This window comes from Streptomyces coerulescens (genome assembly GCF_042657965.1).
Taxonomy (GTDB): Bacteria; Actinomycetota; Actinomycetes; order Streptomycetales; family Streptomycetaceae; genus Streptomyces; species Streptomyces coerulescens.
In genome coordinates, this window is the sequence record NZ_JBHSKM010000002.1 from 889259 (window position 1) to 911392 (window position 22134).

The 22134-nt window shown below is 71.1% G+C and carries 17 protein-coding genes and 1 pseudogene; 11 read left to right on the forward strand and 7 right to left on the reverse strand.

Annotated features, from left to right (window positions below; all coding sequences use genetic code 11):
* The first annotated feature begins 118 nt into the window (after positions 1–118).
* Positions 119–1576, forward strand: coding sequence for a catalase (locus ACFPQ9_RS05500; RefSeq protein WP_380847367.1), 1458 nt, complete (start codon positions 119–121; stop codon positions 1574–1576).
* Positions 1577–1964: 388 nt separating this feature from the next.
* Positions 1965–2204 carry a hypothetical protein gene (locus ACFPQ9_RS05505; protein ID WP_380847370.1) on the forward strand — a complete coding sequence of 80 codons (240 nt, stop codon included), beginning with the start codon at positions 1965–1967 and terminating at the stop codon, positions 2202–2204.
* A 205-nt stretch (positions 2205–2409) separates the two neighbouring features.
* Here the strand turns inward: ACFPQ9_RS05505 and gcl are convergent, their stop codons facing one another.
* A complete protein-coding gene (gcl, locus tag ACFPQ9_RS05510; RefSeq protein ID WP_380847372.1) occupies positions 2410–4194 on the reverse strand; it encodes a glyoxylate carboligase in 1785 nt (594 codons plus the stop codon).
* A 253-nt stretch (positions 4195–4447) separates the two neighbouring features.
* Here gcl and ACFPQ9_RS05515 point away from each other — a divergent pair, with 253 nt between their 5' ends.
* On the forward strand, positions 4448–5140 hold the full coding sequence (locus tag ACFPQ9_RS05515; RefSeq protein ID WP_380847374.1) for a hypothetical protein: 693 nt from the start codon (positions 4448–4450) through the stop codon (positions 5138–5140).
* Positions 5141–5213: 73 nt separating this feature from the next.
* Here ACFPQ9_RS05515 and ACFPQ9_RS05520 read toward each other — a convergent pair whose 3' ends face one another.
* Positions 5214–5648 carry a hypothetical protein gene (locus ACFPQ9_RS05520; RefSeq protein ID WP_380847377.1) on the reverse strand — a complete coding sequence of 145 codons (435 nt, stop codon included), beginning with the start codon at positions 5646–5648 and terminating at the stop codon, positions 5214–5216.
* Positions 5649–5730: 82 nt separating this feature from the next.
* Between ACFPQ9_RS05520 and ACFPQ9_RS05525 the strand changes: the two genes are divergently transcribed.
* The gene (locus ACFPQ9_RS05525; RefSeq protein WP_380848434.1) at positions 5731–6417 is read left to right on the forward strand and encodes a helix-turn-helix transcriptional regulator; all 687 of its coding nucleotides are present in this window, start codon (positions 5731–5733) and stop codon (positions 6415–6417) included.
* A gap of 14 nt (positions 6418–6431) precedes the next feature.
* On the opposite strand, the gene ACFPQ9_RS05530 is transcribed toward ACFPQ9_RS05525, so the two are convergent.
* On the reverse strand, positions 6432–8012 hold the full coding sequence (locus ACFPQ9_RS05530; RefSeq protein ID WP_380847380.1) for an AMP-binding protein: 1581 nt from the start codon (positions 8010–8012) through the stop codon (positions 6432–6434).
* Positions 8009–9679 (reverse strand): AMP-binding protein, encoded by a 1671-nt coding sequence (locus tag ACFPQ9_RS05535; RefSeq protein ID WP_380847383.1) that lies wholly within the window; start codon positions 9677–9679, stop codon positions 8009–8011. The genes ACFPQ9_RS05530 and ACFPQ9_RS05535 overlap by 4 nt, the downstream gene beginning before the upstream one ends.
* Before the next feature lie 128 nt (positions 9680–9807).
* Between ACFPQ9_RS05535 and ACFPQ9_RS05540 the strand changes: the two genes are divergently transcribed.
* From ACFPQ9_RS05540 to ACFPQ9_RS05555, 4 genes are all read left to right on the forward strand, one after another.
* Positions 9808–10632 (forward strand): helix-turn-helix transcriptional regulator, encoded by an 825-nt coding sequence (locus ACFPQ9_RS05540; RefSeq protein WP_380848437.1) that lies wholly within the window; start codon positions 9808–9810, stop codon positions 10630–10632.
* Between the two features lie 171 nt (positions 10633–10803).
* Positions 10804–13728: a helix-turn-helix transcriptional regulator gene (locus tag ACFPQ9_RS05545; protein ID WP_380847386.1), complete on the forward strand. Its 2925-nt coding sequence runs from the start codon at positions 10804–10806 to the stop codon at positions 13726–13728.
* A 221-nt stretch (positions 13729–13949) separates the two neighbouring features.
* Positions 13950–14738: a S1 family peptidase gene (locus tag ACFPQ9_RS05550; RefSeq protein ID WP_380847389.1), complete on the forward strand. Its 789-nt coding sequence runs from the start codon at positions 13950–13952 to the stop codon at positions 14736–14738.
* 146 nt (positions 14739–14884) lie between these two features.
* Positions 14885–15532: a LysE family translocator gene (locus ACFPQ9_RS05555; RefSeq protein WP_380847392.1), complete on the forward strand. Its 648-nt coding sequence runs from the start codon at positions 14885–14887 to the stop codon at positions 15530–15532.
* Positions 15533–15572: 40 nt separating this feature from the next.
* Here ACFPQ9_RS05555 and ACFPQ9_RS05560 read toward each other — a convergent pair whose 3' ends face one another.
* Complete coding sequence (locus tag ACFPQ9_RS05560; RefSeq protein ID WP_380847395.1) at positions 15573–16676, reverse strand: winged helix DNA-binding domain-containing protein; 1104 nt, start codon at positions 16674–16676, stop codon at positions 15573–15575.
* Between the two features lie 150 nt (positions 16677–16826).
* On the opposite strand from ACFPQ9_RS05560, the gene ACFPQ9_RS05565 reads away from it, so the two are divergent.
* From ACFPQ9_RS05565 to ACFPQ9_RS05575, 3 genes and pseudogenes are all read left to right on the forward strand, one after another.
* Positions 16827–17984, forward strand: a complete 1158-nt coding sequence (locus ACFPQ9_RS05565) for a magnesium and cobalt transport protein CorA (protein WP_380847398.1) — start codon at positions 16827–16829, stop codon at positions 17982–17984.
* A gap of 790 nt (positions 17985–18774) precedes the next feature.
* Positions 18775–19101, forward strand: a pseudogene (locus ACFPQ9_RS05570) (AfsR family transcriptional regulator); the annotation flags it as partial.
* On the forward strand, positions 19078–19767 hold the full coding sequence (locus tag ACFPQ9_RS05575; protein WP_380848440.1) for a tetratricopeptide repeat protein: 690 nt from the start codon (positions 19078–19080) through the stop codon (positions 19765–19767). The pseudogene ACFPQ9_RS05570 and the gene ACFPQ9_RS05575, both read left to right, overlap by 24 nt.
* Before the next feature lie 347 nt (positions 19768–20114).
* On the opposite strand, the gene ACFPQ9_RS05580 is transcribed toward ACFPQ9_RS05575, so the two are convergent.
* Both ACFPQ9_RS05580 and ACFPQ9_RS05585 read right to left on the reverse strand, forming a co-directional pair.
* Entirely contained in the window at positions 20115–20741 is a 627-nt protein-coding gene (locus ACFPQ9_RS05580) for a helix-turn-helix transcriptional regulator (RefSeq protein ID WP_380847401.1), read from the reverse strand.
* A 292-nt stretch (positions 20742–21033) separates the two neighbouring features.
* Positions 21034–22116: a cytochrome P450 family protein gene (locus ACFPQ9_RS05585; RefSeq protein ID WP_380847404.1), complete on the reverse strand. Its 1083-nt coding sequence runs from the start codon at positions 22114–22116 to the stop codon at positions 21034–21036.
* Positions 22117–22134: the final 18 nt, after the last annotated feature.

Genomic DNA, 22134 nt, shown 5'->3' on the forward strand with positions numbered 1-22134 from the left:
CTGCAAACAACTTCAACAAACTGTTGACGCCCAGTTTCCCTCACTTCTAGGCTCCACCAAGCGGAAAGTGTTTTCCGCTGCCACCAGCACGGAAGTGCCACCGCACGGAAGGTCCCCGATGTCGCAGCGCGTGCTCACGACCGAGGCCGGCGCCCCGGTCGCCGACAACCAGAACTCAGCCTCCGCCGGCGTCGGCGGTCCCCTCCTCCTCCAGGACCAGCACCTGCTGGAGAAGCTGGCGCGCTTCAACCGCGAGCGCATCCCGGAGCGCGTGGTGCACGCCCGGGGCTCCGGGGCGTACGGCCACTTCGAGGTGACCGACGACGTCACCGGCTTCACCCACGCCGACTTCCTGAGCGAGGTGGGCAAGCGGACCGAGGTGTTCCTGCGCTTCTCCACGGTCGCCGACAGCCTCGGCGGCGCGGACGCGGTCCGCGACCCGCGCGGCTTCGCCCTCAAGTTCTATACGGCCGAGGGCAATTACGACCTCGTCGGCAACAACACCCCGGTGTTCTTCATCAAGGACCCGATCAAGTTCCCCGACTTCATCCACTCGCAGAAGCGCGACCCGTTCACCGGCAAGCAGGAGCCGGACAACGTCTGGGACTTCTGGGCGCACGCCCCCGAGGCCACGCACCAGGTGACCTGGCTGATGGGCGACCGCGGCATCCCGGCGTCCTACCGCCACATGAACGGCTACGGCTCGCACACCTACCAGTGGACGAACGCCGACGGCGAGGCGTTCTTCGTCAAGTACCACTTCAAGACCAACCAGGGCATCCGCTGCCTGAGCAGTGAGCAGGCCGCCGAGCTCGCGGGCAAGGACCCCAACTCGCACCAGACGGACCTGCTCCAGGCCATCGAGCGGGGCGTGCACCCGTCGTGGACCCTGTACGTCCAGCTCATGCCGGCGGCCGAGGCGGCGGACTACCGCTTCAACCCCTTCGACCTGACGAAGGTGTGGCCGCACAAGGACTACCCGCTGCAGCGCGTGGGCCGCCTGGTCCTGGACCGCAACCCCGACAACGTCTTCGCCGAGGTCGAGCAGGCCGCGTTCTCCCCGAACAACTTCGTTCCGGGCATCGGCCCCTCCCCCGACAAGATGCTCCAGGGCCGCCTGTTCGCCTACGCGGACGCGCACCGCTACCGCCTGGGCGTCAACCACACCCAGCTCGCGGTGAACGCCCCGAAGGCGACGACGGCGCAGAACTACGGCCGTGACGGCCTCATGGCGACCAACTCCCAGGGCCGCGGCGCGAAGAACTACGAGCCGAACTCCTACGACGGCCCGGTGGAGACCGGCCGCCCCCTGTCGGCCCCGCTGGCGGTCACCGGCCACACGGGCAGCCACGAGGCGCCTCTGCACACCAAGGACGACGCCTTCTTCCAGGCCGGCGAGCTGTACCGGCTGATGTCCGCCGAGGAGAAGTCCCGTCTGGTCGCGAACATCGCCGGTGGCCTCTCCCAGGTCTCCCGCGACGACGTGATCGAGAAGAACCTGGCCCACTTCCACGCCGCCGACCCCGAGTACGGCAAGCGCGTGGAGGAGGCGGTCCGCGCCCTGCGCGAGGACTGAACCCCCAGGCTGCGTCCGTCTCCTGACGGGAGGTCATGAGCCGGACGCACCGCCCGCGCACAACGCCCGGCGACCCGGATGAGGGGTGGTCGCCGGCGACGGGCGCGGGCAACGCTAGGACCGCGGCGGCGTGCGAGCCAGTGCGGTGGTGAAGGTCCGGTCTCCTTCTTCGACCAGAGGGAAGGAGACCGGTTCCGTCGCCGCCGCCGCGGTCCCTGGCACCCCCAAGGCCCCGTCCGGCGGCGCGAATGTCCTGTCGCGCCCAGCCTCGCGCCGTCGGACGGCCACAACCGAAGACCTCACCGGCCGAAGAGCGCCGGGTACGGACGGTCCCGTACCCGGCGCTCTTCGGCGTGCACGGGGGCGGCTTCCGCAGGAGGCTGGAGGCATGGCACATCCAACGGAGCATCCGCATGTCGTGGTGCATGCGCCGGCGCTGGACGGTTCCCGGCGGGTCACCGAGGGCGACGAGACGCTGGGCATCGCCACGCACGTGGACGACGTGAGCGAGATCCTGCGGCTCGCCGACCTGTATGTCACGGACATCTCGGAGAGCGGCTTCATCGAATGGCAGGGCGGTGGCCCCGACGACTGGCCGGGGCTGTCCGAGCACCACGAGGAGGCGTAGCGGATCCGCGCAAACCTCAAATCAAGCTCTGAATCTTGTTCAAGGGGCTTCAACCACCGTCGTCCGCGGGCACATTCTCCTCAACAGGGGCCCGCCGACACGGGGGCGGCGGGCCTCAACGGGGGAGCACGGGGGAACACGGGGGAGCACGGAAAAGGGGCGGTCCGGCCTTTCGGCTGGACCGCCCCTTCTGTGAGCGGAAGGGTCAGACCTTCAGCGTCCTGATCGACGTCGGGGCGTGACCCGGCTCCGTCGCGATCTCCTCGAACTCGACGACGTTGCTGATGTCGTTGGTCGTGGACATGGAGATGTTGGTGACCCGCTCCAGGATCGCCTCGACGACCACCGGGACCTGGTATTCCTGCGCGAGCTTCTTGGCCTGCTCGAAGGCGGCCCCCAGCTCGGCCGGGTCGGTCACCCGGATCGCCTTGCAGCCGAGGCCCTCGGCGACCTTGACGTGGTCGACGCCGTAGACGCCCAGCTCGGGCGAGTTGATGTTCTCGAACTCCAGGTTGACCTGGAAGTCGATCTCGAACGCCCGCTGCGCCTGCCGGATCAGGCCCAGGTAGGAGTTGTTCACCAGGACGTGGACGTACGGGATCCGGTGCTGGGCGCCGACCGCCAGCTCCTCGATCATGAACTGGAAGTCGTAGTCGCCGGACAGGGCGACGACCTGGGCCTCCGGGTCGGCCTTGGCGACGCCCAGCGCGGCCGGGATGGTCCAGCCGAGGGGACCCGCCTGGCCGCAGTTGATCCAGTGCCGCGGCTTGAAGACGTGCAGCATCTGGGCGCCGGCGATCTGCGAGAGGCCGATGGTGGAGACGTACCGGGTCTGCGGGCCGAAGGCCTTGTTCATCTCCTCGTAGACGCGCTGCGGCTTGATCGGGATGTTGTCGAAGTGCGTACGGCGCTGCAGGGTCGCCTTCTTCTCCTGCGCGGACGCGGCCCACGCGGAGCGGTCGGGCAGCTTGCCGGCCGCCTTCAACTCCCGTGCCACCTCGACGAACAGCTCCAGGGCGGCCTTCGCGTCGGAGGCGATGCCGTAGTCCGGGGCGAAGATCTTGCCGATCTGGGTGGGCTCGACGTCGACGTGGACGAACTTCCGTCCGGCCGTGTAGACATCCAGCTTGCCGGTGTGGCGGTTGGCCCAGCGGTTGCCGATGCCCAGAACGAAGTCGGACTCCAGGAAGGTCGCGTTGCCGTAGCGGTGCGAGGTCTGCAGGCCGACCATGCCGGCGTTCAGCTCGTGGTCGTCGGGGAGCAGACCCCAGCCCATCAGGGTCGGGACGACCGGCGTACCGGTCAACTCGGCGAACTCGACGAGCAGTTCGGCGGCGTCGGCGTTGATGACACCGCCGCCCGCGACGATCAGCGGGCGCTCGGACGCGTTCAGCATCCCGATCGCCTTCTCGATCTGGGCGCGGGTCGCGGCCGGCTTGTAGACCGGCAGGGGCTCGTAGGTCTCCGGGTCGAACTCGATCTCGGTGAGCTGGACGTCGATCGGCAGGTCGATGAGGACCGGGCCGGGGCGGCCCGAGCGCATCAGGTGGAACGCCTGCTGGAAGACGCCGGGGACCTGCGCGGCCTCCAGGACGGTCACCGCCATCTTGGTGACCGGCCCCGCAATCGAGGCGATGTCGACGGCCTGGAAGTCCTCTTTGTGGATCACCGCGGTCGGAGCCTGGCCGGTGATGCACAGGATCGGGATGGAGTCGCCGATCGCGGAGTACAGGCCGGTGATCATGTCGGTGCCGGCCGGCCCCGAGGTGCCGATGCAGACGCCGATGTTGCCCGGGTGCGTGCGGGTGAAGCCCTCCGCCATGTGCGAGGCACCCTCCACATGGCGGGCGAGGGTGTGGTTGATGCCGCCGGAGGCCTTGAGCGCGGCGTAGAAGGGGTTGATCGCCGCGCCCGGCACGCCGAACGCGTTGCTGACGCCCTCGCGCTTGAGGATCTCGACTGCCGCTCGGGCAGCGGTCATACGTGCCATTGAGTACTCCTGCTTCGGCTGTCGGATTCGCACTCCCGTCGCGCCCCGCGGTGAGCAATTCCGTGTCGATGTCGGTCTCCGCTCGCGGACTCCGATGGACGACTCCATCGATTTCCACATTACGGAAACTCTTTTCTGCTATCTGGAAGCAATGTAGGCGTGCGGGTGAAGACCGTCAAGAGGGGGACAACCGGGCGCCACCTGGAGGACGATGGGTGCGCTGTCCCGATGCGAGGTCGTCCTGGAGTGGGCCATGTCCGAGAGCGTGTCGGTGCGCTGCCCGGCCTGCCGGCGCGAGCATCTGTACGCGGCACCCGCCTATCCCTGCGCGTGCGGGGCCCCCGTCGTGCCGCCGCTCGACCCGGCCGGCACCGCGACCGCCGTCACGCATCGCGCCTGGGACGACGAATGGATCAGCGTCCGCTGCACCGCGTGCGGCCGCGAGGGCGAGTGGCCCCGTCCGGAGCTCGGATGCTCCTGCGGCGCGCTGCTGCGGGTGCCGGTCGCGCGGGCGAGCGCGGAAGAGGAAGAGGCGGAGCCGCCGAAGGAACCGGCCACCGCGCGCCGCGCCTTCCAGCCCATCACGATCCGTACCGCCCGTGACGCGGTCACGGCGGCCGCCGTGTATCTGCGCTGGCTCGGCTACCGGGACATCCGCCGCGCCGACCAGCGCCCCACGTCCGGCATCGGCATCGCCGCGCACGGCCTGCTCGCCCAGGTCGACCCGACCGTACAGCCGGCCTCGCTGCGGGACGTGGAGTGCCTGTGGCTGACCGCCATGACGGAGTCGTCGGCCTGCGTCTACTTCTCCCTCGCGGGCTACGCCCCGGACGCGCGCGCCCGCGCCGACAGCCTGGGCGTCCCCCTCTTCGTCCTGGACCTCACCGGCACGCCCCAGCCGGTCAACACCCTCGCCGACGAGCTGGACTCGACGGGCGCGCGGTAGCCGGCTCCCGCACAGAAGAAGCGGGGGCGCCGTGAGGCACCCCCGCTCGAACAGCGTTCGTGCGGCTACGAGGTCACTGCTCCCGCGCGCCGTGGTACCGCACCGCGAGCCGCGCGAGCGCCACCGCACCGAGGAGCAGGCCGAAGTCCCGCAGCGCGATGTCGTAGTAGTCGGGGATGGTGAGCAGGTCGACGATGATGGCCGCCAGCCAGCCGGCCACCAGCCACCCCCCGAAGCGCGGGGCCAGGGCCACGACGACACCGGCCAGGATCTCGACCACTCCCACCGCATACATGGCCGCCTGGGCGCTGCCCGGAACGATGTCGTCGATCCAGGGCGCCAGATAGCCGGGCCAGTCCACGAGCAGGTTGGCGAACTTGTCCAGTCCGAACAGGATCGGCGCCACCGTGAAACCGATGCGCAGGATCAGGAAGGCCTGGTAGCCGGGGTCGGCGAGCGCGGCACGACGGGGCACGGCGGGCGCGGCGCCTGTGGTTGCGGAAGTCATGACGACTCCTTCTATAGATGACTCTCATTGACTATAGAAGCGCGGTCGTTCTCTTTAGTCAATGGGCATGGGTTTTACACTGGTGTTCGTGGATGCCTCGAACGAAGTACCCGACGCGAACGCCGCCGACGTCTCGGCCGTCGCCGCGCTCGACGAGCCGACGCGCAGAAGGCTGTACGACCATGTGGTGCGCCGGCCGGGCCCGGTCAGCCGGGACGAGGCGGCCGAGGCGCTCGGGCTCGCGCGGCAGACCGCCGCCTTCCATCTGGACCGGCTCGCCGAGGAGTCCCTGCTGGACGTGGTCTACGAGCGGCGCAGCGGACGGACCGGTCCGGGCGCGGGCAGGCCCGCCAAGCTCTACCGCCGCTCCACGCGACAGGTCGCCGTCAGCCTGCCGGACCGGCGTTACGAACTGGCCGGACGGCTCCTGGCCCAGGCGGTCGAGGAGTCGAGCGCCACGGGTGAGCCGGTGCGGGACGTGCTGCACCGCAAGGCGGAGGAACTCGGCTCACACCTGGGAGGACAGGGCGACGCGGTGCTCGTCGACCTGCTGGAGCGGCACGGGTTCGAACCCCGGCGCGAGGACGACACGATCGTCCTGGCCAACTGCCCCTTCCACGCGCTGGCCCGGGAGCACACGGAGACGGTGTGCGGGATGAACCTGCATCTGCTGCGCGGTGTGCTGCACGGGCTGGGCGAGACGGGCTTCGAAGCCTGTCTCGCCCCCCGGGACGGACGCTGCTGCGTCGTACTCGAACCGGGTGTCTGAGAGCCCCCGTCCGCCTACCCGGCGTACTTCTCCCTCAGCTCCACCTTGCGCACCTTCCCCGACACCGTCATCGGGAAGGCGTCGAGGATCCGCAGCCGGCTCGGGATCTTGTAGTGGGCGAGCCGGCCGTCGCAGAAGGTCCGCAGTTCCTCCAGTGTCAGCGGGTCGGCCGCGTCACGGGGGATGACGCACGCCAGGACCTCCTCGCCGTACCGCTCGTGCGGCACTCCGACCACCTGTACGTCCGCGATCTTGGGGTGGGTGTACAGGAACTCCTCGATCTCGCGCGGGTAGATGTTCTCGCCACCCCGAATGATCATGTCCTTGATGCGGCCGACGATCTCGACGTAGCCGTCCTCCCGCATCATCGCGAGGTCACCGGTGTGCATCCAGCGCCCGGCGTCGACGGCCTCGGCGGTCTTCTCGGGCTCGTTCCAGTAGCCGAGCATCACGCTGTAGCCGCGGGTGCACAGCTCACCGGCGGTGCCGCGCGGCTGGGTCACGCCGGTCGCCGGGTCGATGACCTTCACCTCGATGTGCGGCAGGACCCGGCCGACGGTGCCGGTGCGGTGCTCCAGGTCGTCGTCCATGCGGGTCTGCAGCGAGACCGGGGACGTCTCGGTCATGCCGTAGCAGATGGAGACCTCCGCCATGTGCATCTCGGCGACCACCCGCTTCATCACCTCCACCGGGCAGGGCGAGCCCGCCATGATGCCGGTGCGCAGCGTGGAGAGGTCGTAGGAGGCGAAGTCGGGGAGGTTGAGCTCGGCGATGAACATGGTCGGGACGCCGTAGAGCGAGGTGCAGCGCTCCTGCTGGACCGCCTCCAGGGTGGCCTTCGGGTCGAAGGACGGCGCCGGAATCACCATGCAGGCGCCGTGCGAAGTGGCGGCCAGGTTGCCCATCACCATGCCGAAGCAGTGGTAGAAGGGGACGGGGATGCAGACCCGGTCCTGCTCGTCGTACGCGATCGACTCCCCCACGAAATAACCGTTGTTGAGGATGTTGTGGTGGGAGAGGGTGGCCCCCTTGGGGAAACCCGTCGTGCCCGAGGTGTACTGGATGTTGATGGGGTCGTCGCAGGACAGCTCCTCGAACGCGGCGGGCGTCCCGCGCCCCAGCAGCTCCTGCCAGCTCGGGTCCCCGATGTACACGGTCTCCCGCAGCTGCGGGCACTTGCCGCGCACCTCGTCGACCATCGCCCGGTAGTCGCTCGTCTTGTGGGTCAGGGAGGCGAACAGCAGCGAGATCCCGGCCTGCTTCAGGACGTACTCGACCTCGTGGGTGCGGTAGGCCGGGTTGATGTTCACCATGATCGCGCCGATGCGGGCGGTGGCGTACTGGACCAGGACCCACTCGGGGCAGTTGACCGCCCAGATGCCCACCCGGTCGCCCTTGGCGATCCCGCTCGCGAGCAGCGCGTACGCCAGCTCGTCCACGTCGGCGGAGAACTCGGCGTAGGTCCAGCGCCGCCCGGACTCCACGTCGACCAGCGCCTCCCGGTCCGGCCAGGCCGCGACCGCCCGGTCAAGGTTGGCCCCGATGGTGTCGCCGAGCAGCGGCGTCTGACCGATTCCGTGGGCGTAGGAACTCACCGGAAGTCCTCCTCGCGGTACTCGGCGTCCGAGCCGGCGGCCGTGGCCTCGCGCAGCTCGATGCGGCGGATCTTGCCGGAGACGGTCTTGGGCAGCGGCGCGAACTCCAGGCGGCGCACCCGCTTGTACGGCGCGAGGACCTCCCGGGAGTGCTCGAAGAGCACCTTGGCCGTGTCGGGCCCCGGCTCCCAGCCCTCCGCGAGGACCACGTACGCCTTGGGCACCGCGAGCCGCACCTCGTCCGGTGCGGGCACCACGGCCGCCTCGGCCACCGCCTCGTGCTCCAGCAGGGCGCTCTCCAGCTCGAACGGGGAGATCTTGTAGTCGGACGCCTTGAAGACGTCGTCGGAGCGGCCGACGTAGGTGATGTAGCCGTCGGGGTCGCGGGAGCCGATGTCGCCGGTGCGGTAGTAGCCGCCGGCCATCGCCTCCGCCGTACGGTCGGGATCGCCGTGGTAGCCGGTCATCACGCCGACGGGACGCTCGGACAGGTCGAGGGCGATCTCGCCCTCGTCGGCGCCGGGTGCGCCGGAGACCGGGTCGAGGAGTTCGACGCGGAAGCCGGGGCTGGGGCGGCCCATGGAGCCGGTCTTCAGGGGCTGGCCGGGGCTGTTGGAGACCTGGACCGCGGTCTCCGTCTGCCCGAAGCCGTCCCGGATGGTCACTCCCCAGGCGCGCCGGATCTGCTCGATGACCTCGGGGTTCAGGGGCTCGCCCGCGGCCACGACCTCGCGGGGCGGGGTGCGCAGCGCGCTCAGATCGGCCTGGATGAGCATGCGCCAGACGGTCGGCGGGGCGCAGAAGGTGGTGACTCCGGCCCGGTCCATCTCGGTCATCAGCCGGACCGCGTCGAAGCGCGTGTAGTTGTGGATGAAGACGGTCGCCTCGGCGTTCCACGGCGCGAACAGGTTGGACCAGGCGTGCTTGGCCCAGCCGGGCGAGGAGATGTTCAGGTGCACGTCCCCGGGCTTGAGCCCGATCCAGTACATGGTGGCCAGGTGCCCGATGGGGTACGAGGTGTGGGTGTGCTCGACCAGCTTGGGGCGGGCGGTGGTGCCGGAGGTGAAGTAGAGCATCAGCGGGTCGTCGGCGCCGGTGGGCCCGTCGGGCGTGAACTCGGCGGAGGCGGTGTAGGCGTCCTCGTACGACTGCCAGCCCTCGGGCGCCCCGCCGACGGCGATCCGGGTGTAGCGGCCGGGGACCTCGTCGAACTTGCCGGTGTCCTCGGACCGCACCAGGACATGCCGGACGCGTCCGCGCTCCACCCGGTCGCGCAGGTCGGCCGGTCCGAGCAGTGGGGTGGCCGGGATGACGACGGCACCCAGCTTCATCGCGGCGAGGGCGGTCTCCCACAGCTCGGCCTGGTTGCCGAGCATGACGAGGACGCGCTCCTCGGGCCGGACGCCGCCGGCCCGCAGCCAGTTGGCCACGCGGGCCGAGCGCTCGGCCATCTCGGCGAAGGACAGCCGGACCTCGGTGCCGTCCTCCTCGACGATGTGCAGGGCGGTGCGGTCGTTCCCGTCCGCGATCACGTCGAACCAGTCAAGGGCCCAGTTGAATCGCTCGGGCCGGGGCCAGGAGAAGCCCTCGTACGCGGTGGCGTAGTCCTCGCGGTGTGCCAGCAGGAAGTCCCGCGCCCTGCGGAACTGCTCCGTCCCCGTCGTCATCTGTCCTCCTAGTTACCGGACCTTGCCGGGCGGCTCTCTGCCATCGTGTAATCCGTGACGTGGGTCTCACTACCCCCGAACGGGGGTGTGCGCTCGGAAAGCAGCGGTGAAAGGGCGAGCACGTGGCAGTGAACGCGGCGGCAACGGTGGAGATAGGGCGTGCGCTGGCGCGCCTGCGCCGCTCGACCGGGCTGCCGGTCGCCTTCGGCGGACTGGTGGAACCCGGGCACCCGCGGGTGCGCATCAGCGAACTGAACGGCACGGCCACCGAGTCGCTGCGCAGACTCGCGGTGACCTCCGGCAACGGCCTGGGCGGCAAGGCCGTGGCGCTGGCCCGCCCGTGCGCCGTCACGGACTACTCCTCCTCACGGCAGATCACCCACGAGTACGACGCCGCGGTCGCCATGGAGGGGCTGTGCTCGGTGGTGGCGGTCCCGGTCGTCGTACGGCGCCGGGTGCGCGGTGTCCTGTACGGCGCCCTGCGCACACCCCAGCCGCTGGGCGACCGCACACTGACGGCGGCCGTGGAGGCGGCACGGGACGTCGAGCAGGCGCTGGTGGTGCGCGAGGAGGCGAGCGGGCTGCTGGAGGCGGCCCGGCCGCGGCCGGCACCGCCCGACCGCGGTGCGGTGTGGGAGCAGGTCCGCGAGGCGCACGCGGCCCTGCGCGCGCTCGCCCCGCGCATCGGCGACCCGGCCCTGCGCGCGGAACTGCTGGACGCCTGCGGTCTGCTGACGGAGGGGCCCGCGCCGCACGGCGTGCAGCTGGCCCCGCGCGAGCTGGACGTACTGGCGTGTGTGGCCGCCGGTGCCACGAACGCGGCCACCGCCGAACGGCTGGGGCTGCGCGCGGAGACCGTCAAGAGCTATTTGCGGTCGGCCATGCGGAAGCTGGGTACCCACACGCGGGGGGAGGCGGTGGCGGCGGCTCGCAGGGCGGGGCTGCTGCCGTAGCGGCGCGGGCGCGGCGGTGGTCCGGACCACCGCGACAACCCCTCATTCATTCATCCGCGCTTTGAATTGCCCCATGCGCCACGGCTGTTATTTGCCTCACCTCGCCGGCGGTCCGAATTTCAAAGACCTATTGCCTAATATTGGCCCGGACACGACACACGGAGGGGAGCGGTGACCGTGCGACGGGACTTCAAGGAGCCTGCCAGATGCCGCCCCGACCAGGTCATCGGCAGGGAGGAGCTGTTCACGGCGGCACGTGAGCAGCTCGCGCGGGGCGGCAGCGTGCTGCTTCACGGCCCTGCCGGAATTGGGAAGTCGACGGTCCTGCGGGCATTGGCCGGCGAATACGGCGGGACGGCGCGCACCGTGTTGCGCTGCTCGCCCACGGAGTCCGAATCCCACCTTCCGTTCCTGGCCCTGGCCGACCTGCTCGGCCTGGTCCTGGACGAGGTCTCCGACCGGCTCCCCGCCGCCCAGCTCACCGCCCTGGAGGCGGCGCTCACCGGCCGCGGCGAGTCCACCCTCCAGCGCGACGGACTCGCCCTGCGGCTGGCCGTGCTGTCCGCGCTGCGCGCCCTCGCCGACTCCGGCCCCGTCCTCGTCGTCGCCGACGACCTCCAGTGGCTGGATCCGGCCAGCGCCGAACTCCTCGGCTTCGCCGCCCGCCGCCTCGGCGACACCCCGGTGCGGATGCTCTTCGCGGTGCGGACCGAGGGCGAGGAGTACGACCGCCATCTACGGGCGTCTCCGCCGGACACCCTCGCCGTACGCCTCGGCCCGCTGTCCCGCGCCCAGATGTCCACCCTGCTCGACCATCGCGGCTACACCGGCCTGCCCCGCTCCACCGTCCGGGACATCCACCGCACCAGCGGCGGCAACGCCCTGTTCGCCCTCGAACTGGGCCGCGCCCTCGCCGAGAACGCCACCCCGCCCCGCCCCGGCGAGCCGCTGCCGGTGCCCACCTCGCTGCGCGCCCTGGTGCTGAACCGGCTGGAGATGCTCTCCGACCAGGCCCGCCGCACGCTCCTCGTCGCGAGCGCGGGCGCCCGGCCGACCCTTGCCCTGCTGCACGCGGCCGGCCGGGACAACGCCGAGGCCGAGACCGCCCAGGCCGCCGAACTCGGGCTGCTGGCCACCGAACCCGAGGGCCCCGCCGTCCGGTTCGCGCACCCGATGATCTCCGCCGCGCTGTACGCGGAGGCGCCCGCGCAGGAACGCCGGGCCGCGCACGCGGCGCTGTCCACGGCCGCCTCCGATCCGATCGAACGCGCCCGGCACCTGGCCCTCGCGACCACCGGCACCGACCCGGAGGTGGCCGCGCGCCTGGCCGAGGCCGCCGCGCTGGCCCGGGACCGGGGCGCGCCGTCGGTGGCCGCGCAGCTCTCCCTGCTCGCCGCCCGGCACACCCCGGCGGACGGCACGTCCTCGGACGCGGCCGCAGGTTCGACGAGTTCCGCGCCCGACGACGACGCCGCCGGGGGAACCTCCGCCGAGGCTCACGGCGCCGGCCCGTCGCGAGGGACCGGCGCCGGTCCCGAGGTCCTGCGGTTGCAGGCCGCCGATGACGCGATCACCGCCGGCGAGCTGGACCTGGCCCGGGACATCGCGCGTGAGGTGCTCGCCCGCACGGCCGTGCCGGCGGAGCGGGTGCGGGCCTGGATCGCGGTGATCGAGACGGCGGGGCACGCCATGTCCGAGGTCGACTCGATCTTCCCGCAGGCGCTGGCCGACGCGGGCGACGACCCCGAGCTGCTCGCCCTCGTCCACTACCAGCTCACCTGGCGGGCCCTGCTCGTGGAGGGCGACTTCGACGAGGCCCGCAGGGAGGCCGGATACGCGGCGGAGCTGGCCGCGCGGGCCGGCGACCGCTACACCGAGCTCCTGGCGCTCGCCCTCAAGGCGCAGATCGAGACCCTGATGGGGCACCCGGACGCCCCCATGACCATCCGGCGCGCCCTGGAGGAGCCCCAGGACCCGAGGGTGGCCTGCCATCACAACGGGGCCGGCTACTCCCGCTTCCGCTGGCTGATCATGAGCGACCAGCTCCCCGAGGCCCGCGCGGCGGTGACCGCGCTGCTGCGCGAGGTGCGCCGGCACGGCTGGGTCGAGAGCGAGGTGCACTTCCTGCGCGGGGTCGCCGAGACCGAACTGCACTCCGGTCACTGCGGACGCGCCCTGGACCTGGCCCGCGAGAGCCTGCGCCTCGCCCGCGACACCGGGATCGGCGAGGTCGCCTCGGCCGTGCTGACCTCGCTCGCGGAGGCGGCGGGCGGTGACGTGGAGCGGGCGCTGACGCTGGCGCGGGAGGCGATGGAGCACGCCGAGGAGGACGGCGACCAGATGTACGTCTCCCGTGCGCTGGCCGCCCTCGGACACGCCCAGCTGGTGGCCGGGGACACCGAGGCGGCGGTGCGTTCGCTGCGCCGGGTGCGCGAGGTGGAGCAGGGCCTGGGCATCACCGACCCGGCGCGCGGCCGCTGGCACGGCGACCTCGCCGAGGCGCTGGTGCGCGGCGGCGAGATCGCGGAGGCGCAGGACGTCATCGACGTCACCCGGGAGCAGGCGCTGCGGCTGGACCGTGAGAGCGTGCTGGCCGTCCTGGACCGGGCCCAGGCGCTGGTGCGCGCGGCACGCGGCGACCAGGACGCCGCCGTGGCCCAGTTGACGTCGGCTCAGGACCGGCTCGGCAAACTGGGGTACGGCCTGGAGGAGGCGCGGGCCGCCTTCGCGCTGGCCCAACTGCGCTCCGGTGCCTCGGGTCCGACGTCCTACGACGAGCCGGCCCGGCTGTTCCGCCGCTGCCGGGCGCTGCCGTGGCTGCGGCGGGTCGAGGCGGCGGCCGCGGTGGGCGCCGTGAAGCCGGCGCCCGCCCCTGTCGTCACACCGGACGGCCTCGACGGGCTTGACGGGCTCGCCTCGATGGAGCGTCAGGTCGCCGCGCTGGTCATGGAGGGCGCGACGAACCGGGAGATCGCCGCCCGTCTGTTCATCAGCGTCAAGACGGTCGAGGCGACCCTGACCCGGGTCTACCGCAAGCTCGGGATCCGATCGCGGGTCGACATCGTCAGACTGGCGGCGGGGCGCCGCAGGACGTGAGTTCACCCGTCCTTGTCGGTCCGCGCGGGTTTGGCCGTACCCGACCGAGGGTTTTCCCTGCCCAACTCCCTTAGGGGGTTCCCTCATTGGGAAGGGGAACGTCCGGGACCTACCTTGTGGATGTGCCGCTCGCCCGGGCACACGGGGGTCGGTCCCGCGGCCCCCGTGCTCACCCCCCACACCCGCGCGACCCCCCACCGGCCATCCCAATGAGGAGTCTCATGTTCGGGCTCACCCGTGCCAGAAAGACGGCCGCCGTGGCGGCCACCGTCGCCGCCGCCGCGGCGGCCCTGCTCAGTGCCCCCACCGCTGAGGCCGCCGACTCGCGCATCGTCGGCGGTTCGACGACCACGACGAGCGCGTACCCGTTCATGATGCAGATCACCGACGCCTCGCAGGACCAGTTCTGCGGCGGCACCCTGGTCTCCGCCACCAAGGTCGTCACCGCGGCCCACTGCATGGTCGGCGAGAGCAACTCCAGCGTCCGGGTGGTCGGCGGGCGCACCTACCTCAACGGCACGAACGGCACGGTCAGGCGGGTCAGCGACATCTGGATCCACCCGGACTACCAGGACGTCACCGAGGGCAACGACGTGGCCGTGCTGACCCTGTCCGCCTCGATGCCGTACACCCCGGCCTCGTACGTCGACTCCTCCGACACGGGCGTGTACTCCACGGGCACGAGCGCCCGCATCCTCGGTTGGGGCACCACCTCCTCGGGCGGCAGCTCCTCCAACCAGCTGCGCACGGCGACCGTGCCGATCGTGTCCAACTCCAGCTGTGCGGGCTCCTACGGTTCGGACTTCATCGCGTCCGACATGGTCTGCGCCGGATACACCTCCGGCGGCGTCGACACCTGCCAGGGCGACAGCGGCGGTCCCCTGCTCATCGGGGGCGTCCTGGCAGGGATCACTTCCTGGGGCGAGGGCTGCGCCCAGGCCGGTTACCCGGGTGTCTACACCCGGCTGACCACGTTCTCGGACGACGTGACCGACCAGGTCGAGTCCTGACCGGGAGCGTCGTCCGAAGGTCTCCCGAGCACACCTCGGGTGAGAGACCGGGGGGCGTTGCGGGCCTCCACGAGCGGCCCGCAACGCCCCCTATCCATGTCCGCCCGCCCCGGGGTTGAATGGCCGGGAGTACGGAGGTGATCGACATGGTGTCTGCCGACCGGCTGCTGGCCTTCGCGGCGATGTCGCTGCTGGTGGTCCTGATCCCGGGACCCAGCGTGCTGTTCGTGATCGGGCGGGCACTGGCGCACGGCCGCCGCACCGCCGTGGCGACGGCCCTCGGCAATGTCTTCGGCTCGTACGCGCTGGTGATCGCGGTCGCGGTGGGCATCGGCTCCCTGGTGGAGCGGTCCGCGGCGATCTATCTCGCGGTCAAGCTGGCGGGCGCCGCCTACCTGGTGTTCCTGGGCGTCCAGGCGTTCCGGCACCGTGGGGAACTGCGGGTGTCGGCGGCCGAACCCGCCCCGGCGCGGCCGGCCCGCGGCGATCTGCGCACGGTCCTCGACGGCGCCCTGGTCGGTGTCACCAATCCCAAGGGCGTCGTGTTCTTCGCCGCCGTACTCCCCCAGTTCGTGGACCAGTCGGCGGGCCGGGTGCCCTTGCAGATGCTGGTGCTGGGCCTGATCCCGATCATGATCGGCCTGGTCACGGACACGCTGTGGGGTCTGACCGCGTCCGCCACCCGCACCTGGTTCGCCCGCTCGGACCGGCGGCTGTCGCTGATCGGCGGCGCGGGCGGCTTCACCATGATCGGGCTCGGCGTGACGGTGGCGGTGACGGGCCGGGCGGACTGAGGTCCGCTGCCCGGCCGGCGCTGCGAGGTCCGCTTCCCGGCTACGGGATGACGGTCCCGAACCGGACGTCGTACGACTCCTGCGGGTGCATGACCTCAAGCATGCGCGCCGCCTCCTCGGTCACCTCCCCGCGCTGCGCCTCGGTGAGGTCGCCGAACGGCTCGATGACGAGGGCGTCGTCGAGGATGCGCCACACGCCGGCGAGGAAGCCGTCGACCAGGAACGGGCAGTAGACGGTGTTGACCTGCCAGGTGCGGCCGCGGTTCGCGGGCGGGACGACCCGGGTGCGGTCGGCGTGGGAGAGCAGCAGGTTGTCGAACTCCGGCAGGAAGCGGGGCGGGGCCGGGGTGTCCGCGTCGGGGCGCGGGGCGTCGGGCAGGTCGAAGAGTTCGACGCCGTTCTCGTCGCGGAAGGTGAGCAGTTCGGGGCGCAGTCGCTCGAAGACGGGACGCGTCCGGGTCAGTCCCGCCCAGGTCTGGAAGTCCTTCACGGAGGCCGGCCCGAAGGCGGCCAGATAGCGCAGTACCGTGGCGTCGGGCGAGGCGGCCGGCTCGGCGGGGCGCCCCAGCCAGTGCTCCACGGTGGTGAGGGAGACCTGCGCGCCACGCCCCCACAGTCCGCGCGGAGTGACCTGGACGAGGGGCAGCTTGCAGCGGGCGGCGACGGCGAGGGATTGCGGGTCGGCGTCCGGCCACTGGGCGCCGAGGAACTCGCGCAACTGTTTCATGGTGCGCGGCTCCTCCTCGACGAGCTCGCGGGAGATCACGGCGAGCCGGTCCAGGTCGACGCCGACGAGGCCCTTGCGGAAGTAGTTGATCTCGCGGTCCCGCGCGGGCTGCACGAGCGGGCGCAGGGTGAGGCTGTCCTCGGCGCTGTGCAGGTGGATCGTCGAGCGCATGGTGACGATCCGTACGGCCGAGCGGTCGGCGAGCTGCCCCGACAGTTCCTCGGGCGTGAAGCCGTCGAGGCGGGCGGCGAGCGCGTAGTAGGGCGGTTTGACCTCCTGCGCCTGGAGGCCGACCAGATGCTCCACGGCCGCCAGGGCGGACATCGGCGACCGGCGCAGCAGGAGCTGGCGGTCGAGGGTGGCGCGGCTGAGGGCGCGGGTGCTGAGAACGGGCTCTGCCGTGGTCCGCTTCGTCATACAGGTCACGCTAGCGAGGCTTGCGGACACCTTCTGTCCGCAACTTCCCGCGGTGCTGGATCGGCTCACCCCGCTCATGTCATTCGCCCCGTATATCCTGCTCGGTGATCACGCATGTGCACTCGTCGCCCTGATCGGGAGGGAGCCGCAATGTCCGAGCGACGCCCCCGCCCCGCCTCGAAGAACCCGATGAAGTCCGTGTGGCGCCGCGGCTTCACCCCGCCGCCCGCGGAGCCGCCGGCGCCGGTGCCCGGGCCGCCCGCCGGAGCACCGGAGCAGCCGGAGGTGGTCAGCGTCGTGCAGGCGGCGCTGTACCGGGACGGCGTGCGGGTGTCCTCCCCCGCCACGCTCGCCGAGACCTACCGCGAGCTGCGCGACCAGCCGTCCGGCATGGCGTGGATCGGCCTGGCCCGGCCCACGGAGGCCGAGCTCCTCTCCCTGGCCGCGGAGTTCGACCTGCACCCCCTCTCGGTCGAGGACGCGATGGAGGCGCACCAGCGGCCCAAACTGGAGCGCTACGGCGACACGCTCTTCGTGGTCCTGCGCGCGGCCCGCTATCTCGACGCGCCCGAGGAGGTCGACTTCGGCGAGCTCCACGTCTTCGTCGGCCCCGACTTCGTGATCACCGTCCGCCATGGCGCGGCCCCCGATCTGTCGGCGGTGCGCCGACGCATGGAGGAGACGCCCGAGTTGCTCAAACTCGGCCCGGAGGCGGTGCTCTACGCGATACTGGACGCGGTGGTCGACGGCTACGAGCCGGTCGTGGCGGGCGTCCAGATCGACATCGACGAGATCGAGACCGAGGTTTTCCGCGGTGACCCCGAGGTCTCTCGCCGTATCTACGAACTCTCCCGCGAAATGGTCGAGTTCCAGCGCGCCACCCGCCCGCTGGTCGGCATGCTGCACGGCCTGATGGCGGGCTTCTCCAAGTACGGCACGGACGAGGAACTCCAGCGCTATCTGCGCGACGTGGCCGACCACGTCACCCACACCAGCGAACGCGTCGACGGCTTCCGCCAGGCCCTCACCGAGATCCTCACGGTCAACGCGACCCTGGTCACGCAGCAGCAGAACGCGGAGATGCGGGCCCTCGCGGAAGCGGGGTTCGAGCAGAACGAGGAGATCAAACGGATCTCGTCGTGGGCGGCGATCCTGTTCGCGCCGACGCTCGTCGGCACGATCTACGGCATGAACTTCGACCACATGCCGGAGTTGCACTGGGTGTTCGGATACCCGTTCGCGATCGGGCTGATGGCCGCGGTGTGTACCAGCCTGTACGTCATCTTCAAGCGGCGCGACTGGCTCTGAGCAATCGTCCGCACGAGCGCGTACCCCACCGGGCTCGGGGTGACACTCAACGGCTCTACGGGCGCCCGCGGGCCGCTGGGGAGAATCCGGGGAGGACGGAACACGCTCCGCGGTGGCCGGTGCTCCCTCACTGAGTGAGCGATCAATGCTCCGCCGCGGCCCGCGCCCGTCCGACACTCCGGGGCCGGGTATGCGCTCCCGCCTTCATGAACAGGCGACTGGTCACTTATTATCCGGAGGGCTTCAGCCGCCCTCCCGGAGCGATCCCCACAGGCGTCCGACCATGACGTCCGCCCGGACCAGCCTCTCCGCGGAACCCTCCACGCCTGCGCTTCCGGCCGGCGGTCTGCAGCTCGACCCCGCTCACACGGGCCTGGTCGTCACCGACCCGGCAGGGCGGCCAATCTCTGCGCGAGCGCCACCTGGTCGACGGTCGAGGCAGTCGCAGCACTGCGAGGGGGCCGATGACACCGTGGACGATCGCGCAGATGTCCCGGACGGCCGACGATGGACCACCCGGTCGGCGGCCCGTGGCGTCGCGGCCGACCGCGCCGACGGCCGCAGCGACGTCATCCACGGCCGCAACAAGCACCGTTGGAAGGCACGGCACGCGGTACGAGCAGGGGAGAACGTGAATGGGGGAGCACCTTCGCTTCGCCGTACTGGGGCCCGTCCGCTGCTGGCGGGGGCCGGACGAGATCGATCTCGGGCCCCCTAAACAACGCACCGTCCTCGACGGCGACAACGGGATACCCGCCGATGTCGGCGTCGCCGTCATCACCGGTATGGCGGGGTCGGCAAGAGCACGTTCGCCGTCCACTGGGCCCACCGCGTCGCCCCTCGCTTCCCCGACGGCCAGCTGTACCTCAACCTCAGGGGTTTCGACCCGGCCGGACTCCCCGTCTCCCCGGACCGGGCCCTGCGCACCGTTCTCGAATCATTCGGGACCGAACCGACCAGCCTGCCGCAGGACTCCGACGCACTCGCGGCCTGCTATCGCACACAACTCGCCGGGCGGCAGGTGCTGCTCCTGCTGGACAACGCCCGCGACGCCCAGCAGGTGCGCCCGCTGCTGCCCGCGAACCCCGGCTGCATGGTGATCGTCACCAGCAGGAACCCCGACGCCCAGGCGCACGTCCACCAGTGTCTCGCACGGGCCGCGACCTGTCTGGGCCGGGTCGAGGAGGCGCGCAGCCACATGGAGCGTGCCGTGGAACTCTTCGCCGACGCGGGTGAGATCACCGCCTGCGCCGAGAGCCACCGGCAACTGAGCTGGGTGGCCGAGCAACAGGGCGACCTGAAGGCGGCGTTGTTCCACGCCCAGCGGTCCCTCGCCGGGCATCGGGCCGCCAACACCCCTGGCCCGCGCACTGTTGCCGCGCTCACCGCCGTCAGCTGGTGCCACATCCTGCTCGGCCGGCATCGGCAGGCACTCGCCCACTGCCAGGAAGCTCTGGCCGGACCAGAGCTTCACGACCGCCCCTACCTCGCGGCGGACGTCTGGGACAGCACCGGCCTCGCCCAGCACCACCTGGGACGCCATTCCGACGCCGCGGCCAGTTATGAACGGGCCCTCGCCCTCTACCGCAGGGCCGGCGTCGTCCAGGCCGAGGCCGACACACTGCGCCGCCTCGGAGACACCCACCTCACCTCAGGCCAGGTGGAGCAGGCCCGCTCGGCATGGACACAGGCCCTCGCTCTTCTGGAACCGCTCGGCCATGCCGACAGCGAGGCCGTCCGAACCCAGCTCGAAGCCCTCACGACGAACCCGCCTTGTCGCTGACGCGCCGGTAGAGCTCCTCTGCGGGCTCGCCCAGGCCCCGGGTTCCGCACGAGAGTGGTTCCGCAATTCGCCTTCGTGCCCTCGTAGAACAGTCTCGGGCTCTGCTTTGTGCGGCACGGCGTCCGACGCGTGGCCGGCACCTCCTTCTACGGATGCGGCCCCGACGGGGTTCTCTCGCCGCCGCCCGATAGCTGCTTCCGTACGAGAACGCGTCCGCGTAAGCGCCACTGTGCCCGAGGGAAGGGTTTCAATTCCTGCCGGTCGGGGTCCGGCCCGACCGCGCCGCCCGCCGTGCGGGGACTCCGCCTCGGGGAGGGGAGACCGGCAAGTGCTTCGGTCCGTGGACCTCACAGAGCCCCGGAGCGCAGCGCGAAGGCGACCGCGTGGGTGCGATTGCGCAGTCCGAGGCGGCTCATCGCGCCGCTGATGATGTTCTTGATGGTGCGCTCCGAGTAGCTCAGCTTCTGGGCGATCTCCGTGGTATCCAGGCCGTCCGCGAGCAGCCGCAGCACGTCCAGCTCACGGGCCTCCAGTCCGGATGCGGTCAGTCCCATCGGACCCAGCACGTCGCGGTGGACCGCCCCGATGTGGTTGACCAGCCAGCCCTGGACGGAAGCGGGCAGGACGCCGCATCCGTCGGCGACGCTTCGGACGGCCTGGGCGATTCTGTCGAAACCGGCATCCTGTCGCCAGATCACGCTGCGCAGGCCGAACTGGACGGCCCTCACCGCCTGGCATTCGGTGATGCTTCCGGTGACCAGCACGATTCCCGTACCCGGTTTGACCGAGCGCGCGGCGACCGCCTCCATGAGCTGCATCGTCTCCTCGACGACGTCCATCGTCAGCACCAGAACCACGTCCGCCCGTTCGTGCTCCTGCTGAGGCAGCAGCGTCAGTCCCCGCTGTCTCTGCAGACAGGAGACGGCTCCCTCCCGGGTGACCGGGTCGCTGGCGAGAACGGCGATCGAGATCATGCGCAAACGTCCTTTCCGGGACGCATTGCAGCCGGGGATTGCGGCTCCGGGGCGCGTCGGGCCTTGCGGGTGTGTGGTTCGTCATGGGCGGTGAAGAGCAGTCGCACGGTGAGACTCCAAGAGGACGAGAGCACCTGATCAGCCAGGGGGGCGGCAGCTGATCGGCCTCTGTGTCCACTACGACTCGCTGTCGTTCGGGGTTCTCCCGTTCGATCGATCGACCACGGTGGTCGAGAACTGGACGCGCAGGGCGGCCAAAGCCCGGTGGAAGGGGCCGGGACGCCAGGTCACGTCATCGGGACGGATGGGGTCCATGTCGGGCGGGGCAGGCGTGCGGGCCGGCACTCCACGCCAGGCCGGCCCCATTGCCTCCGGTCCGCCCGTCTGTGCCGCCTGTGACGGCGGGGTCGTCGTAGCAGGCCGCCATGGAGATGACCACCGGCTGGTAGGCGGGCAGGAGGACGCCGTCGATCTCGACCGGGTCGGGCGGGCAGGAGACGCAGCCGGCCGCCAGTGGGGGGCCGGTGTGCGGAACGGTGTCGAGAGCCTCGCGGGCCGCAGAACCCCCAGTGGGCCGGGCCCCGGAGGACGGTTCGTCCAGCAGCAGCCGGAAGATCGCGTCGGTGATCAGGTTGACCAAGGGCTCGATGCCGACCCTGTAGAGGGCGACGAGCTGGTGGACCGTCTCTTGGTCGTCGAGCCGGGCCACCTGGGTCAGCAGGCGGGAAGTGATGTCGTCCGCGGGCTGCCGTCGTCGGAGGGTGACGAGATCGACCACGTCCTCGAGAAGGAGCCTGTTGCCGCCTGTTGCGTTCACGTCGTCGGAGATCGCGGCCATGGCCTCCACGACGCGGCGCTCGATGTCGTCCGGGCAGCCGAGCAGTGTGCTCAGGACCCGGACGGCACCGGGGCGGGCGTACTGGGACAGCAGATGGGCCCGGCCACCGGTGCCGAACTCCTCGATTGCGGTGTCGGCCACCTTCTCCACGAGTGCGCGCAGTTCGTCCTGGTCGACGGCCGCCGGCGCGACGGTGTTCGCGGCCCGGTAGCGTGCATGGGCGGCGCCGACCGAGCGAAGTGCGTCGGGCCGCCGCTCCACCATCGGCTTGACAGGGCAGGTGTCGGGGATGGCCTGCGGCCAGGTCCGCGGGTCGGCCGGGAAGCGCAACGGGTCGTTGAGGATACGGCGGGCCTGCAGGTAGCCGATGACCAGAGTGGCGGGGATACCGGGAGCCAGCTCCACGGGGACCAGAGGCCCGAACTCGGCGCGCATCCGGCGGTAGGCAGCAAGGGGGTCGGCCGCGAACTCGGGCACGTACATGGGGATGCGGCGTGCAGTCGAGGCTTCGGGCTGGGTGACGGTCCAGCTTGTCACAGCGGAGCTCCAGGGTAC

Bases quoted from the DNA above. Each gene is read 5' to 3' on its own strand.
- ACFPQ9_RS05500 (WP_380847367.1), top strand. From the start codon at position 119: ATGTCGCAGCGCGTGCTCACGACCGAGGCCGGCGCCCCGGTCGCCGAC.
- ACFPQ9_RS05505 (WP_380847370.1), top strand. From the start codon at position 1,965: ATGGCACATCCAACGGAGCATCCGCATGTCGTGGTGCATGCGCCGGCG.
- gcl (WP_380847372.1), bottom strand. From the start codon at position 4,194: ATGGCACGTATGACCGCTGCCCGAGCGGCAGTCGAGATCCTCAAGCGC.
- ACFPQ9_RS05515 (WP_380847374.1), top strand. From the start codon at position 4,448: ATGTCCGAGAGCGTGTCGGTGCGCTGCCCGGCCTGCCGGCGCGAGCAT.
- ACFPQ9_RS05520 (WP_380847377.1), bottom strand. From the start codon at position 5,648: ATGACTTCCGCAACCACAGGCGCCGCGCCCGCCGTGCCCCGTCGTGCC.
- ACFPQ9_RS05535 (WP_380847383.1), bottom strand. From the start codon at position 9,679: ATGACGACGGGGACGGAGCAGTTCCGCAGGGCGCGGGACTTCCTGCTG.
- ACFPQ9_RS05550 (WP_380847389.1), top strand. From the start codon at position 13,950: ATGTTCGGGCTCACCCGTGCCAGAAAGACGGCCGCCGTGGCGGCCACC.
- ACFPQ9_RS05555 (WP_380847392.1), top strand. From the start codon at position 14,885: ATGGTGTCTGCCGACCGGCTGCTGGCCTTCGCGGCGATGTCGCTGCTG.
- ACFPQ9_RS05560 (WP_380847395.1), bottom strand. From the start codon at position 16,676: ATGACGAAGCGGACCACGGCAGAGCCCGTTCTCAGCACCCGCGCCCTC.
- ACFPQ9_RS05565 (WP_380847398.1), top strand. From the start codon at position 16,827: ATGTCCGAGCGACGCCCCCGCCCCGCCTCGAAGAACCCGATGAAGTCC.
- ACFPQ9_RS05575 (WP_380848440.1), top strand. From the start codon at position 19,078: ATGGTGATCGTCACCAGCAGGAACCCCGACGCCCAGGCGCACGTCCAC.
- ACFPQ9_RS05580 (WP_380847401.1), bottom strand. From the start codon at position 20,741: ATGATCTCGATCGCCGTTCTCGCCAGCGACCCGGTCACCCGGGAGGGA.